Source organism: Pseudonocardia yuanmonensis, from assembly GCF_039542425.1.
GTDB lineage: Bacteria > Actinomycetota > Actinomycetes > Mycobacteriales > Pseudonocardiaceae > Pseudonocardia > Pseudonocardia yuanmonensis.
Genome location: NZ_BAABIC010000014.1, coordinates 12,473 through 27,413 on the forward strand (window position 1 = coordinate 12,473; position 14,941 = coordinate 27,413).

Here is a 14,941-nt window from a genome sequence, read left to right on the forward strand (position 1 = left end):
GCCGGGATGCGCGCACAGAGGCGAAGCCTGCGGAGCCGACCATCCGCACCGAAGAAGATCCTGCTCGGGCTGCTGGCCCTGGGGGTCCTCGCCGGGGTGACCACCATCCCGGGCGGCGACGCGTACGCCGACGTCCAGACCGTCAGGTCCGCCGTGAAGGGGGCCGACGGCAAGGACTACTGGGTCGAGAACAACATCGACACCGACGCCGCCGAGGACTCGCCCGACGCGTCCACGCGACCGGAGTACATGGTCGTGTGGGCCGGTGACGAGAACGTCGCCGACACGGTGGTCCCGGACGTCAAGAACCTGCCCGGGTCCCTGACGAACCCGACCGACAAGGTTCGCAACGCCCTGCCGGGCCCGGACTTCATGGCGGTCGTGGACGTCACCAAGGGCTCGCCCAGCTACGGCAAGGTCGTCAACACCGCGACCGTCGGCCCGCTGGTCGAGAACGAGCCGCACCACATGCAGTACTCGTGGCGCAAGGGCGACAAGATCTACGCGGGTGGCCTCTACTCGGCGGCCACCTACGTCTTCGACGTGTCCGCGCTGCCGGAGCTCACGCTCTCCGGCATCAGCCTCCCCAGCCAAACCCTCTGCGGGTCGGTGCCGGACGCGTACTGGGTTCTGAACGATGGAACGGCCTACGGGACCTACATGGGCGGCCCGGTCGTCCCGGGTCCCTGCACCTACTCCCACGGTGAGGTCCGCACCGGCAACGGTTTCGCGGGCACGCCGGGCGAGGTCGTCCGGTTCGGTCCGGACGCGCAGAAGCTGGTCGAGGCCCCGGCCGCGACCACCACGCCGGAGGACCCGACGCAGTGCCTCAACATGCCGGCGCTCGGCCGGCCCAGCTGCGCCAACCCGCACGGCATCCAGGTCCGCGAGGACCTGGACACGATGGTCACGAGTGACTACGCCGAGCCGCGGACGATCATCCTCGACCCGGTCAAGGCGCCGTCCCCGTACCTGCGTCGGCCCACCGTTCGGACGTGGGACATCTCCGACCTGAACAACCCGAAGGTCAAGGCGGTGTCCTACCTGCCGACCGGTCCGCGTTCGAACGGTCGGGACCCGCTGCACAACGAGAACCGTGCGGCGATGGAGACCACGGTGACCAACCTGCCGGGTCACAAGGGCGCCTTCGCCCAGACCATGCAGGGTGGCGCACTGTTCTACACCCCGGACATCACCGCACCCGAGCCGCGGTGGAAGGAGATCTACGACCTCTCCGCCGCGGTGAGAGAGCTCGACCCGAAGGCCGGCGACAACGGCGGCCCGAGCTCCAACGGCGGGTGGCTGCAGACCAGCCCGGACGACAAGACGCTGTACCACGCCATCATCGGCCGCAAGCCCGGTGCGCTGGGCAAGGACGATCCCGGCACCGCCGGCGGCGTGATCGCGCTGGACATCGAGAAGCTGGTCGAGGCGGGCGACGAGGCTGCCTGCTCGATCGACACCGCCGAGGAGATCGCCCGCGGTGGCGCGGAGTCCGACTGCCCGACGCTCAAGGGGCACCAGGTCATCAACCCGGGCAAGGCCGCAGGCGGCCCGCACTGGGGTGCCCTGGACCACCTCGAGCTGGGTGACGACGGCTTCTACCACGAGACCGACCAGCCGAAGCGCCTGGCGACCACGAACTACTTCGTGGCCCGCACCGGCACGGACGGCGACCACAAGGTCTGCCTCGTGGACATCGGGCGAGACGGCGAGCTGACACTCGACGAGGACTTCCGCGACGAGAACACGGGTGACACCTGCATCTCGTTCAACCGGGAGAGCTGGCCGCACGGCTCCTTCGGCAACGCGAAGCCCCACTCGATGCTGTTCGTGGCGAACGATGCCGACATCAAATGACACCCGGCACCGGGTCTCCCGGCCGCGGCGCGCCGCGGTGCGCCGCGGCCGGGCGGCCGCCGCCGGTGTGCCCGGCCCCGTGATCGGCCGGGTGATCGGCCCGGTGATCCGTCCCGTGGTCGGTGCCGTGGTGGTGCTCCCGCTCGCCCTGGTGGCGAGCGGGGGCACCGCCCTCGCCGACGCCGCGACCCCGGCCGCCCGTGCGGCGGCGGCCCTGGGGGAGCAGGCGGGTCCGGCGGCGGTGCTGCTGCGGGTGGCGCTGCTGGCGGGCACAGCGGTCGCGGGCGGGATCACCCTGGTGCACGGGATGCTCGGTCTGCTCGACGGGGACGGCCGGCGCGCACCGCGGGACTCCTCGCGTGGCCTGTTCGGGGGTGACGCCCCGCGCGGGCTCCTGGTGACGGCGTGGGTCGCGGCGGGCGTCGTGGCCGCCGCGGCCGAGATCACGCACCTGACGGGATCGGTGTCGGTGCTCGGCACCGTCGCGCACGTGGTCCTCGGGCTGCTGGCCGCCGCTCTGCTCGGGACCCGCTGGTCGGCCGGGCCGGGGGCGCTGCTGCTGGTGCTGCTCGCCGCTCAGCTCGGGTCGGCGCACACCGGCCTCGCCTTCGCGCTCGACGCGACGTACGCCGTCGCGGCGGGGGTGCTCGTCGGCGTCACGGCGGCCGCCGCCGAATCGCGGCGGGCGGGGCTCGCGCCGGGGCCGGGGGCGGGGGAGCCCCCGGCCGGGTCGTCACGGTCCGGGTCGTCACGGTCCGGGTCGTCACGGTCCGGCCCCTCACGGTCCGGCTCGTCGGTGTCCGGGCCGGCCGGGCGGTGCCCGGGGCCCGGGCTGCCCGCGGCCGGCGCGCGTAGCCGTGCGGCCGCGGAGGCGCCGACGGTGCCGTTCACGGCCGAGACCCTCGCGGGGGTCGACGACGAGGTGGCACGGGACGCGCGCCCGCGGTCCGGGGTGCTCGCCCGGGTCGCGATCACCGCGGGGTTCGTCGCCGTCGTCGCCGGGACCGCGCAGGTCGTCGTCAGCGGGCCGGACACCGCTCACGACCTCACCGGGAGCGGGTACGGCCTGGCCGGGCTCGCGGCCGTCGTGCTGCCCGTGCTCGTGGTGGCGGGCTGGGCGGTGGCGCTGCTGCCGGCCGGGCGGCTGCGGGCCCGGGAGCTGTACCGCATCGCCTGGGGCGCCGGTGTCGCCGGCATCGCCGCGGCGGCGCTGCTCGCGACCCTGCCCCTTCCCGGGCCGGGTCCGGAGCCGGGCCGGCCGCTGCTGCGCACGGTCGACGCCGGGGCCGGGCGGCTCGCCGTGCTGGTCGCCCCGATGCGGCCGGGCCCGAACCTGGTCCGCCTCTCCGGGACCGGCTACCCGCCGCCCGGCACCACCAGCGGCACCGCCAACGGCACCGCCAACGGCACCGCCGTCCAGCCCGTCGCGCTCGCGACCGGCGGACACGACCACGGTCCGAGGCTCCCCACCGCGGCGAGCGTCTCGACCGATCCGACGTCCGCCCCCGCCGTCCCGTTCACGGCGCGGGACGGTGCGGCGGGCGGCTGGGCCGTCGTCGACCTGCCCGCAGGGGCGAGCACGCTGACGGTCTCGGCCGGCGGCGTGACGAGCACCGTCCCCGTCGACACCGGGTCGGCGACGGCCACCCCCGCTCCGCCCGCTCAGGCGGCCCTGATCGGCCCGGACGGGCCGGAGTGCGCGGCGGCGCTGCTCGGCGACCTCGTCGGGCAGCGACCCGGCGACGTGACCCCGGAGGCCGGCACCTGTCCGTCGGACGCCCTGTCCGACGCGGACGCCGGAGCGCTGCGGGCCACGGTCCGCACGCTCACCGACCACGGCGTGCGCAGCGTGCGCGTGATGGGGGACGGCTCGCCCCGCTCGCGCGCGGCGGCGGAACTCGTCCGGACCCGGGCCGCCGAGGCCGGCGCCCGGCTCGTCGAGCGGCCCGACGCCGACAGCGCCCTGATCGTCGTGTCCGGCTGGACGCCGGCCGCGGCGACCCTGCGGGAGGCCTCGGCGCGAGCCCTGGAGACGCCGACGCACCTGGGCGGAACGTATCTCGCCCCGTGGTTGTTGACGGGTCAGGTCGTCACCCGGACGTCGTCGTCCGTGGTGCCGCTGGCCTTCAACCCGCAGGACCAGCGCGCCAAGCGCTACGCCGGTGAGGTCGGTGCCGCCTTCCCCGGTGAGGCGCCCTCGACCTCCGGATACGTGCGCTGGGCCGCCCACTCGGGAGTCCCGCTCGACGACCGCCCGACCCTGTTCGGCGCGGCGCCGGTCGACGTCCCGATGACCGTCAACGCCCCGGGCGACGCCGGCGGGCACCACGGCGGGGGCAACCCGGCCGCGTGGTTCCCGAACGGCACGGTCGTGCCGGTCAGCGCCCCCCTCGATCCCTCGTGAAGGAGACCAGTCATGTCCGTGCTCGATGATCCGGTCGGCGGGCCGGCGGGGAAGCCGCTGGTCCGGGCCCTGCGTGGGGTCCCCGCCCAGGAGCGCGCCGCGTTCGGCCCGGCCGACCGCGCGGCGCCGCCGGTGCAGTGGGTTCCGACGGCCGTCGCCGTGCTGCTCGCGGCCCTGCTGCTGTGGGGCATCTCGCGGGTGGCGCCGGCCACGACGGTCGGCACCGGGGCGCTCGGCCTCGCCCTCGGCTTCACGCTGTTCCACTCCCGCTTCGGCTTCACCTCCGGCTGGCGTCAGCTGGTCGCGGTCGGGCAGGGCGCGGCGATCCGGGCGCACATGGTGATGCTCGGCGTGGCGACGGTGCTGTTCGGCGTGATCTTCGCGACCGGGATCGGGCTGTCCGGGGACCCGCGCGGGTACGTATCGCCGGTCGGGATCGGACTGGTGGTCGGCGCCTTCCTGTTCGGCGTCGGCATGCAGATCGGCGGCTCCTGCGCCTCGGGCACGCTGTTCGCCGTCGGCAGCGGGCAGAGCGCGATCGTGCTGACGCTCTTCGGCTTCATCGTCGGCTCGGTGTTCGCCGCGCTGTCCTTCCCGTTCTGGAACGACGTCGTGCCGCAGGGTCCGGCGATCTCGCTGGTCGACGTCCTCGGCGGCATCCCCGGCGCCGTCGCCGCGTCCCTGCTGGTGATCGTGCTGATCATCGCCGCGACCTACTGGGTGGCGAAGCGGCGCACCCCGCCGCCGGTCGAGCGGCCGCCGTCGGCCCGCGGGATCGCCCGCGTGCTGCGCGGCTCGTGGCCGCTGTGGGTCGGTGCGATCGTGCTGGCCGTGCTGAACGCCGCGGTGCTGTTCGTGTCGGGCCAGCCGTGGGGCGTGACGTCGGCGTTCGGGCTCTGGGGGGCCAAGGCCCTGCAGTGGTTGGGCGCGGAGCCGCAGAACTGGGCGTTCTGGCAGCAGCCCGCGAACGCGAAGTCGCTCGCCGGCCCGGTCCTCGCCGACCGGATCTCGGTGCTCGACCTGGGCATCATGATCGGCGCGCTGTTCGCCTCCGCGGTCGGCGGCGCGTTCCTGCTGCACAAGCGGATCCCGTGGAAGCTCGCCGTCGGCGCGGTGGTCGGCGGGATCCTGATGGGGTACGGCGCGCGGCTCGCAGGGGGCTGCAACATCGGCGCCTACTTCTCCGGCATCGCCTCGTTCAGCCTGCACGGCTGGATCTGGGGTGCGGTCGCGCTGGCCGGGACGTGGGTCGGGCTGCGGCTGCGGCCGCTGTTCGGGCTCGCGAACCCCAGGCCGGCCGACTCGATCTGCTGATCGCCAGAAAGGAAACCTCGATGATCCGCATGACCTCCGCCGTCCTCGGCGGGATCGCCCTCACCACGCTCGCCGGCGGCGTGCTCGTCGGCACCGCCAACGCCGCTCCGGTGATCGCCGGGCCGCCGACCGAGCCCGGCCCCGCCGTCGCCGGGAACCCGCTGTGGGCCACCGACCACGTGCCGGTCCCGGTCGACGACCCGACCTTCGGCGCGTTCGATCTGCTCGCGCCGGCCTACGGCCTCGTCGGCGGCGTCGACTAGCGCCGACCTGCCCACCGGGGACCGGAGCCGCCACGACCTCGCGAGCGGTCGTGGCGGCTCCGGCACGTCCGGGCCGTTCCCCCGCTCGGCGGCCGCTCGTCGGTCCACACGGGCCGTTCGCGGACCGGCGGGGTGAGCAAGCTCCCGGGTACTACCCGCCGCAACCGTCCGGACGACAGGCTGACGACCATGCTGTTCATCGGGGCCGCGGCCGACGAGTCGACCGACGAGCACGAGGGCTTCGTCGCCGGGCTCGACGCCGCGGGGCGGGCCACCGACATCTGGACGGACGTCCGGGACCGGCTCTCCGGGTACGCCGCCGTCGTCGCCCGCTGCGAGTGCGGGTGGTCCGGTCTGCCGCAGCCGGCCGACGCCGCGGGCCTGCGGGCCGCCGAACGGGAGTGGATCGACGGCCACTTCTCCGCGGTCGTCGGAGCGGGGCCGTGGCCGGACGAGGTGTTCCTGCGTTCCCCGGCGCAGGCGACGTCCGCCGTGACGTGAGCCGGAGTCCATTGACGATCCTCCCGGCCGCCGGGCACGATCACGACCACGAGAATTAGTCGATCGTTCGTTCAGGAGCGCACCCGCGACGGCGCCGAGCCGGGCGCGGGCGTTGCCGGCGGGCGGGAGCGGAGCAAGGATGCGGACGCGCTTCACGGAACTGTTCGAGGTCGAGCACCCCGTCGCGCAGGGCGGGATGCAGTGGGTCGGGCGGGCACCGCTCGTCGCCGCCGTGGCCAACGCGGGAGGGCTCGGGTTCATCACGGCCCTCACCCAGCCCACCCCGGAGGACCTGCGGGCGGAGATCCGGCGGTGCCGGGAGCTCACGGACCGCAACTTCGGCGTCAACCTCACGATCCTGCCCGCGATCACGCCGCCGCCGTACGCGGAGTACCGGCAGGTGATCATCGACGAGGGCGTGCCGTTCGTCGAGACCGCGGGCTCCAACCCGATCGAGCACCTCGAGCACTTCCACTCGGCCGGGATCAAGGTGATCCACAAGTGCACCTCGGTCCGGCACGGGCTCAAGGCGCAGCGGCTCGGTGTCGACGCCCTGTCGATCGACGGCTTCGAGTGCGCCGGGCACCCCGGCGAGGACGACGTCCCCGGGCTGATCCTGCTGCCCGCGGCGGCCGACGCCCTCGAGATCCCGTTCATCGCCTCCGGCGGCTTCGGCGACGGGCGCGGCCTGGCCGCGGCGCTCGCGCTCGGCGCGGACGGCATCAACATGGGCACCCGGTTCATGGCGACCGTCGAGTCCGGCATCCACCAGAACGTCAAGGACCGGCTGGTCGAGGCGGGGGAGCGGGACACCCAGCTGATCTTCCGCCAGCTCCGCAACACCGCCCGCGTGGCCGACAACGCCGTGTCCCGCGAGGTCGTGGAGAAGCTGAACAACGGCGCCAAGTTCGAGGACATCCGGGACCTGGTCGCGGGCAAGCGCGGCTCGGTGGTCTACGAGACCGGCGACCTCGACCACGGCATCTGGTCGGCGGGCATGGTGCAGGCGCTCATCCACGACATCCCGACCTGCGAGGAGCTCATCACCCGCATCGTCCGGGACGCCGAGGAGATCATCACCGGCCGGCTCGCCGGGATGGTGGGCGCCCCCGCGGCGGTCTGACCCCCGGAGTCGCGCTCCGGGCTTCCGCGAGTCGGGCTGTGGGCTCCCGCGAGTCGGGGTGTGGGCTTCCGCGAGTCGGGGTGTGGGCTTCCGCGAGTCGGGAGTTCCGGCAACGCGAGTCGGGAGCTGCGGTCGGCGGCCGGGGCCGGGAGAGTGGACGTGTGCCTCTCGATCCCGGCCCCCGGCCCGACGCGGGCGACCGTCCGGCCGAAGCGCGGGCTGCGGACTCCGCTCACGCGGCAGACCGGATCGCGGCAGCCGGCGCCACCGCGGTCGCCCGGGCCGCAGCGCTGGAGGTGCAGGTCGCGGCGCTCGCCGAGCAGCAGGCGCTGACCACGCACGACGACGAGCACGATCCCGAGGGCGTGACGATCGGCTTCGAGCGCGCTCAGCTCCTGGGCCTGCTCAGCGGGGCGCGCGATGAGATCGCCGCGCTCGACCGCGCCGCCGACCGTCTCCGCGACGGAACCTACGGCCGCTGCGCACGGTGCGGCGCCGTTATCCCGGACGTCCGCCTCGAGGCCCTTCCCGCCACGGACACGTGCCTGACCTGCGCCGATCTCCGGCGGCGCCGCCGCTGATCCTCGCTTCCACGGATCATGGTCAGGCCTGGCACTCGACATGCCGGTACGCCGCACACACCGAGCCTTCTGGCCGGCCGGGGGCGCTCGCCACACCCTCCCTGGCCCTCTCACACCTACCGCGGCTGCCTCTCACACCTGCGGTGCCGCGGCACACCCCGTCGACGGCCCGTGTTGCGCCACACCGGGTGTGCCGGCGCTCTCGTTCGGCAGGCTCAGAACCCGGCGTCCAGGCTGAGCCGCCGTCGGGTGACCGTTCGCGATCGTGACTGCTTCTCCCGAAGGCCCCGGTGGCGGCTGCTGGTCCCGGCACGCTCCGTCCATGGACTCCTACCGTCTCCGCACCCGGCGCTCCTTGCTCGACGAGGGGTTCACCGCCGCCGAGATCCGCCGCATGCGCGCCACGGGCGCGCTCGCCCCCGTCCGTCGGGGCACCTACGCCGACCCGGCCGACGAGCGCCTGGAGATGCCGGAGGCCCGCCACACCCTCCTCGTGCACGCCACGGTGCCGCTGCTCGCCAAGGGGTCGGTGGTGAGCCACGCGTCGGCGGCGGTGCTGCACGGACTGCGTCTCTGGGCGGTGCGGCTCGACCGGGTGCACGTGACCCGGGACGCGACCAGCGGTGGCCGCACCTCCCGCCGCTTCCACCTGCACACCGCGCGGTTGCGGGAGGACGAGGTCGTCGAGAGCGACGGGGTCGCGGTCACGTCGTTGGCGCGAACGGCCGTCGACCTCGCCCGGACGCTGCCGTACGAGCAGGCCGTCGTCGCCGTCGACTCCGCCTTCGACCTGCGGCGGGCGCATACCCCCGATCGCGTTCCGCTCGCGCGGGGAGTGGGAGGAGGCGATCAGCAAAGCCTCCGGGTGGCCCGGCGGGCCGGCGGCCCGGCGGATCGGACGGTTCGCGGCCGACGGGGCGGAGAGTGCGGGGGAGTCGCGCAGCCGGATCGCGCTCGCGGCGGCGGGTCTTCCCCCGCCGGTCCTCCAGTTCGCGATCCCGGGAGTCGCGCGGGGCGTCGACGGGCGGGTCGACTTCGCCTGGTGTGACGAGCGCGTGGTCGGCGAGTTCGACGGCCGCGTCAAGTACGGACGGCTCCTCCCGCCCGGACAGGAGCCGGGCGACGCGGTCTTCGCCGAGAAGATCCGCGAGGACGCGATCCGCGCCGCGGGATGGACGGTGTTGCGCTGGACCTGGGGCGAGCTGCGCGACTTCGGCCCGGTCGCCGCCCGCCTCCGCCGCGCCCTCGACGGGTGATCGACACCTCGCACAACTCAAGTGGCGCGGCGCGGGTCGTCGACGGGGTGTGCGGGGGACCTTCGGGGTGTGGGACGGGGTCCTGCCGGGTGTGGCGCGCTGCTGCGGGTGTGGGGTGACCTTGGAGGGCCGATGAGCGCTACGAGGGGCTCCGGAACGCGAGACGGCGCCGCGCTTCCACGGCTGATCGGCACCTCGCACACCCGAAGCGGCGTCGCGCGGGTCGTCGACGGGGTGTGCGGGGGACCTTCGGGGTGTGGGACGGGGTCCTGCCGGGTGTGCCGCGCTCCTGCGGGTGTGGGAGCCACCTTGGAGGGCCGATGAGCGCTATGAGGGGCTCCGGAACGCGAGACGGCGCCGCGCTTCCACGGCTGATCGGCACCTCGCACACCCGAAGCGGCGTGGCGCGGGCCGTCGACAGGGTGTCAGGCGACGGCGCGGCGGGCGAGCCGGACGCGCAGCGTGCGGTCCGGCTCGGGCGCGGCGATCGCCCCCGGCACGCCGCCGAGGCACTCGAGCTCGCCCCGGTCGACGAGGTAGCGCACGTGCGAGGCGGTCTCGGCGAGCGCGCCGATCCGCATCGCGCCGACCTCCTTCCACGGCCGCGACCAGGTCAGCCGGGCCGCGAGCTCCCACATCGTCGGCTCGCCCGCCTCGCGGACGATCGCCAGCAGCTCCCGGCACCGCTCGGCGTGGTGCGCCTGCAGGGCGCGGGAGCGCGCGGCGAGCCCCCGGAACCGGTACTCGTGCGCGGGCAGCGCGGTGAGCCCGCCGTGCTCCTCGTCGGCGACGGCGACCCGCTCGAGCGAGTCGAGGAAGGTCTCGAGCGCGGGCACGTCGGCGCTGGTCAGGCCGATGTTCGGGGTGATCCGGGGCAGGACGTGATCGCCGGTCAGCAGCACGCCGGCGTCGGCCTCGAGCAGGCAGATGTGGCCGGGGGTGTGTCCCGGCGTCCACACCGTGCGGACCGTGCGGCCCGCCAGCGGGAGCGGGTCGCCGTCCTCGAGCAGGAGGTCCGGCTCGGCCATCGCGGAACCGTCCGGGCCGCCGGAGTGCGGTCCGGTGAGCTCACCGACCTCGGTGTCGGAGGCGCCGCACCCGCAGAGCCAGCCGGCCATGACCCGGCGCCGCTCGTCGGGGCCGCCGGAGTTCCAGCGCTGCGGCAGCGTCGCGGCTTCCATGCGGTGCATGGCGATCCACGCCCCGCTGCGCGCGGCCAGCCGACCGGAGAGGCCGTGGTGGTCGGGGTGGACGTGCGTGGCGACGATGCCGACGACGTCGTCGAAGCTCGCGCCCGCCGCCTGCAGACCGGCGACGAGGGCCGACCATGTCTCGTCCGTGTCCCACCCCGGGTCGACGACGACCACGCCGTCGTCGCCGGGGACGAGGTAGCAGAGCGTGTAGCGCAGCGGGTTGTGCGGGATCGGCACCGGCACGGACCACAGGCCCGCCTCCAGCCGCTCGACGGGCGGGAGCACCTTCGCGGCCCACGCCTCGCGCTGCGCGGTCCCGACGACCTCCACGCCCGCGGGGACACCGCCCGCGGGGACCTTCTGCACCACCCGCCACCCACTTCCTGGACGCCGAACGTCCGAAAACCTGTCCGGACGGTAACCCGGCGCGGGCCGCTCACTCAACCGAGCGCAGCAGGAAGGTGACGAGGCGCTCGGCGTAGCCCTCGACGTCGATGTCCGGGCGCAGCCGCTCCGGGGTGGACGAGACGTGCAGGGCGACGCCGCCGCACAGCGTGTCGAGCAGCAGCGTGACCGGGGTGTCGGCGGCGATCTCGCCGCGCTCGATCCCGCGCCGGACCATCGCCCGCGCCGCGCGCACCTGGGCCTCGCGGTGCCGCTCCCAGCGCTCGGCCACGCCGGGCAGCTGCGACGCGTCGAGCCCCATCCGCTCGAACGCGCGCCCCGACGGTCCGAGGTGCATCTCCAGGAGCTGACGGGCCAGTCGGACGAGGTCGCCGCGCAGGGTGCCCGTGTCGACGTCCGCGACGGGCGGCACGCGGTCGGCGAGCGCGCCGACCAGCAGGGCCTCCTTGCTCGGCCAGCGCAGGTAGATCGACGCCTTGCCGACGCCCGCGCGCCGGGCGACCGCCTCGACGCTGAAGCCCGCCCAGCCCTGGGACCCGAACAGCTCGACGGCCGCGCGCGTGACCCGCTTGTCGACGTCGGGATCGCGCGGGCGGCCCGCGGCGGGGGAGGCGCTCATGGCGGGTCCAGGCTAGTCGCGCACCGGGCGGACGAGCCCGCCGCAACCGGTCGGAGGGACCACGACGGACCAACGTGACGGACCCGAAATTGCATGGCACAAGCATCGGCGTATACTTGCGTGTAGCAAACAAGGGAGAGGCCCGTGATCAGCACCTCGACGGCGTCCGACCTCGTGGAGGCGATCCGCGAGTTCGTCGGCCTGGGCCGCCTCGCGCGGCAGCTGGCCGACGCCGAGCCGCCCGTGGAGGGCGCGTGCGTGCTCCACCCGTCCCGGGCCGGGCTGCTCGGCCTGCTCGTGACGGAGGGAGAGCAGCGCCTCGGGGTGCTGGCCGCCGCGCTCGACGTCGACGCGTCCGTGGTCAGCCGACGCGTCGCCGTGCTGGAGGAGGCCGGTCTCGTCGCCCGCCGGCCCGATCCGCAGGACCGCCGCGCGCACCTGATCGGCGTGACCGAGTCGGGCCGCGCCGCGCTCGCCGCGCACCGCGAGCACAACGCCGAGCAGATCGCCGCCGCCCTCGCCCACCGCACGGACGAGGAGGTCGGCCGGATCGCCGCCGAGCTCCGCGGGCTGGTCGCGGACCTGCACCGGATCCCGCCCGCGCCGCGCCGGCGCTCCGAACCGGCCGCGACCCGGTAGCCGCCGGCGACCGGGTACGCCCGGTACCGACCCGCACCATCCCGAGAAACCCGCGAGATCCGCGAGACGCGAGAGACGAGGAAGCACGCGTGTCCACCACCCGCGCCGAGACACCGGTCGCGCCGAGCGCGCCGGCAGCGCCCCCGACGAGCGGGCAGGAGGACGGCATGACGCACCGGCAGGTCCTGCAGGCGCTCTCCGGCATGTTGCTGGCGATGTTCACCGCGTTCCTGTCGGCGACGATCGTCTCGAACGCGCTGCCGACGATCATCACGGACCTGCACGGCTCGCAGAGCCAGTACACGTGGGTCGTCACCGCGACGCTGCTGTCGTCGACGGCGAGCACCCCGATCTGGGGCAAGCTCTCGGACCTCTTCTCGAAGAAGCTGCTGGTCCAGCTCGGCATCGTCTTCTACATCGGCGGCTCGATCCTCGCCGGCTTCTCGCACTCCGTCGACGTCCTGATCGTCTGGCGCGCCGTCCAGGGCCTGGGCCTCGGCGCGCTGCAGTCGCTGATCATGATCGTGATCGCGGCGATGATCAGCCCGCGGGAGCGCGGCCGCTACACCGGCCCGATCGCCGCGGTGATGTCGCTGGCCACCGTCGCCGGCCCGCTGATCGGCGGCCTGATCGTGGACAGCGCCCTCGGCTGGCGCTGGTGCTTCTGGGTCGGCGCGCCGTTCGCGGTGGTCGCGCTGGTCGTCGTGCAGCGCACGCTGAACCTGCCCGTCGTGAAGCGTGCGGTGACGATCGACTACCTGGGCGCGGCCCTGATCGCCGCCGGGGTCTGCGATCTGCTGATCTGGGTGACCCTGGCGGGCGACGAGTTCGCCTGGGGCTCCGGCACGTCGTGGCTGCTCCTGGCGATCGGCGTCGTCCTGCTGGGCCTCGCGGTGTTCGTGGAGTCGCGGGCCGCGGAGCCGATCGTCCCGCTGTACCTGTTCAAGGAGCGCACGACCACGCTCGCGGTGATCGCGAGCATCGCCGTCGGCGTCGCGATGTTCGGCGGCGCGGTCTTCCTCGGCCAGTACTTCCAGATCGCGCGCGGCTACTCGCCCACCGCGTCCGGGCTGCTCACCCTGCCGATGATCATCGGCTCGACGCTCTCGGCGACGGTCTCCGGCATGCTGATCACCAAGCTCGGGAAGTGGAAGGTCTTCCTGGTCGTCGGCGCGATCCTCATGGTCGGCGGGTTCGGGCTGCTGTCCACGATCGACCACGCGACGAACATCTGGCTGATGGGCGTGTACCTCGCGGTGCTGGGCCTCGGTATGGGCATGACCATGCAGAACCTCGTGCTGGCGGTGCAGAACACGGTCGAGGTCACCGACCTGGGCGCGGCGTCGTCGACGGTGACCTTCTTCCGGTCGCTGGGCGGCACCGTCGGCGTCTCGGTGCTGGGCGCGGTCCTCGCGACCCGGGTCGCCGACCTCACCGCGCAGGGCCTCGCCGACGCCGGGGTGCCGGCCACGGGGGCCGCCTCCGGTGAGGTGGGTATCGGCTCGCTGAACGAGCTGCCCGCCTTCGTCGCCGACATCGTCCGCGGCGCCTACGGCGACGGCACCGCCCGGATCTTCCTGGTCGCGGGCGCGCTGGCGATCGTCACGCTGCTCGCGGTCGTGTTCATCAAGGAGGTCCCGCTGCGCACGCTCAGCGGGATCCAGCAGCAGGCCGGGGCGGACGGCGTGAACGGGGCGGACGGCGTGAACGGGGCGGACGGCGCGGCCCCGGCCGTCGCGCCCGCCGGCGCCGTGCCGGCCGTCGCCGCTCCGGCTGCCGCGGCCGCCGCCCCGGTGACCACCTCGACCCCCGTCGAACTGCCCGCCGACCGGGGCCGCCACACGATGCCGCGCCACGCGACGAGCGAGCGCCGAGCCGACCCCGACGGCGTCGGCCCCGCGGTCTACGGCTTCGTGAGCGGCCCCGGCGGGGCGGGGATCGGCCACGCCGTCGTCACCCTGACCGCCGGGACGGGGGAGCAGATCGCGCGGGCCGCCACCGACCCCGACGGCGGCTTCGAGTTCCACCTGCCCACCGGCGGCACCTTCCTGCTGGTCGTCTCGGCGGGGACGCTGCGGCCCTCGGCGTCGATGGTCGCGGTGGCCGACCGCCCCGTGTGGCACGACGTCGTGCTGGGCGGGGGCGGCGAGGTGTCCGGGACGGTGTCGCGGGGCGAGCCCGGTGTCCCCGCCGCCGGGGTGACCGTCACGCTGATCGACGCCCGCGGCGACGTCGCCGGCACGGCCCGGACGGACGGGGCCGGCCGCTACCGCGTCGCCGGGGTCTCCGGCGGGGCCTTCACCCTGGCGGTCGCCGGGCCGGGCGTGCCCGTGGCCACCTCGGTGAGGCTGACCGACGGGGCGCCGCTGGTCCACGACGTCGTCCTGCCGAACCGGGCCGAGCTGCGCGGCACCGTGACCGCGGCGAGCAGCGGGCGGGGCGTGCCCGACGCCGTCGCCACCCTGGTCGACGCCGACGGCCACGTGGTCGGGTCGACGACCACGGACGGCGAGGGCGGGTTCGCCTTCGTCGACCTGCCGAGCGGCACCTACACCCTCACCGCCGCCGGGTACGCGCCGGACGTCCAGGTCGTGCGCGTCGACCCCGGATCGACGACGCAGGTGCGGGTCGCCCTCGGCGCGGCGGCCCCGGGTGGGATCCCGGCGCCGGGTCTCCCGAGCCGTGCGCCCCAGCCCGTCGCGGGTGACTGAGCCGCGGACGACCGAACCCGGGACGACCGAACCCGGGACGATCTCCCCGGGCGGGACTCCTCGGCGCTCCGG

The 14,941-nt window shown here is 74.8% G+C and carries 13 protein-coding genes; 11 read left to right on the forward strand and 2 right to left on the reverse strand.

Annotated elements, in window-relative coordinates:
* Positions 1-6: 6 nt before the first annotated feature.
* From ABD990_RS20410 to ABD990_RS20450, 9 genes are all read left to right on the forward strand, one after another.
* Positions 7-1,860 carry a hypothetical protein gene (locus ABD990_RS20410; RefSeq protein WP_345382223.1) on the forward strand — a complete coding sequence of 618 codons (1,854 nt, stop codon included), beginning with the start codon at positions 7-9 and terminating at the stop codon, positions 1,858-1,860.
* Entirely contained in the window at positions 1,844-4,264 is a 2,421-nt protein-coding gene (locus tag ABD990_RS20415) for a hypothetical protein (protein WP_345382224.1), read from the forward strand. The genes ABD990_RS20410 and ABD990_RS20415 overlap by 17 nt, the downstream gene beginning before the upstream one ends.
* A gap of 12 nt (positions 4,265-4,276) precedes the next feature.
* The gene (locus tag ABD990_RS20420) at positions 4,277-5,578 is read left to right on the forward strand and encodes a YeeE/YedE family protein (RefSeq protein WP_345382225.1); all 1,302 of its coding nucleotides are present in this window, start codon (positions 4,277-4,279) and stop codon (positions 5,576-5,578) included.
* 20 nt (positions 5,579-5,598) lie between these two features.
* On the forward strand, positions 5,599-5,841 hold the full coding sequence (locus ABD990_RS20425; RefSeq protein ID WP_345382226.1) for a hypothetical protein: 243 nt from the start codon (positions 5,599-5,601) through the stop codon (positions 5,839-5,841).
* Between the two features lie 189 nt (positions 5,842-6,030).
* Positions 6,031-6,342: a hypothetical protein gene (locus ABD990_RS20430; protein WP_345382227.1), complete on the forward strand. Its 312-nt coding sequence runs from the start codon at positions 6,031-6,033 to the stop codon at positions 6,340-6,342.
* Between the two features lie 139 nt (positions 6,343-6,481).
* Positions 6,482-7,465 (forward strand): NAD(P)H-dependent flavin oxidoreductase, encoded by a 984-nt coding sequence (locus ABD990_RS20435; protein WP_345382228.1) that lies wholly within the window; start codon positions 6,482-6,484, stop codon positions 7,463-7,465.
* Positions 7,466-7,626: 161 nt separating this feature from the next.
* Positions 7,627-8,046: a TraR/DksA family transcriptional regulator gene (locus tag ABD990_RS20440; protein WP_345382229.1), complete on the forward strand. Its 420-nt coding sequence runs from the start codon at positions 7,627-7,629 to the stop codon at positions 8,044-8,046.
* A gap of 322 nt (positions 8,047-8,368) precedes the next feature.
* Complete coding sequence (locus tag ABD990_RS20445) at positions 8,369-9,094, forward strand: hypothetical protein (RefSeq protein WP_345382230.1); 726 nt, start codon at positions 8,369-8,371, stop codon at positions 9,092-9,094.
* 7 nt (positions 9,095-9,101) lie between these two features.
* Entirely contained in the window at positions 9,102-9,302 is a 201-nt protein-coding gene (locus tag ABD990_RS20450) for a hypothetical protein (protein ID WP_345382232.1), read from the forward strand.
* A 425-nt stretch (positions 9,303-9,727) separates the two neighbouring features.
* On the opposite strand, the gene ABD990_RS20455 is transcribed toward ABD990_RS20450, so the two are convergent.
* Positions 9,728-10,864, reverse strand: a complete 1,137-nt coding sequence (locus tag ABD990_RS20455) for an MBL fold metallo-hydrolase (protein WP_345382233.1) — start codon at positions 10,862-10,864, stop codon at positions 9,728-9,730.
* Positions 10,865-10,931: 67 nt separating this feature from the next.
* Positions 10,932-11,519 carry a TetR/AcrR family transcriptional regulator gene (locus tag ABD990_RS20460; RefSeq protein WP_345382234.1) on the reverse strand — a complete coding sequence of 196 codons (588 nt, stop codon included), beginning with the start codon at positions 11,517-11,519 and terminating at the stop codon, positions 10,932-10,934.
* 144 nt (positions 11,520-11,663) lie between these two features.
* Here ABD990_RS20460 and ABD990_RS20465 point away from each other — a divergent pair, with 144 nt between their 5' ends.
* Together ABD990_RS20465 and ABD990_RS20470 are read left to right on the forward strand one after the other, a co-directional pair.
* Complete coding sequence (locus ABD990_RS20465; RefSeq protein ID WP_345382235.1) at positions 11,664-12,158, forward strand: MarR family winged helix-turn-helix transcriptional regulator; 495 nt, start codon at positions 11,664-11,666, stop codon at positions 12,156-12,158.
* A gap of 89 nt (positions 12,159-12,247) precedes the next feature.
* Positions 12,248-14,869, forward strand: coding sequence for an MFS transporter (locus ABD990_RS20470; protein ID WP_345382236.1), 2,622 nt, complete (start codon positions 12,248-12,250; stop codon positions 14,867-14,869).
* Positions 14,870-14,941: the final 72 nt, after the last annotated feature.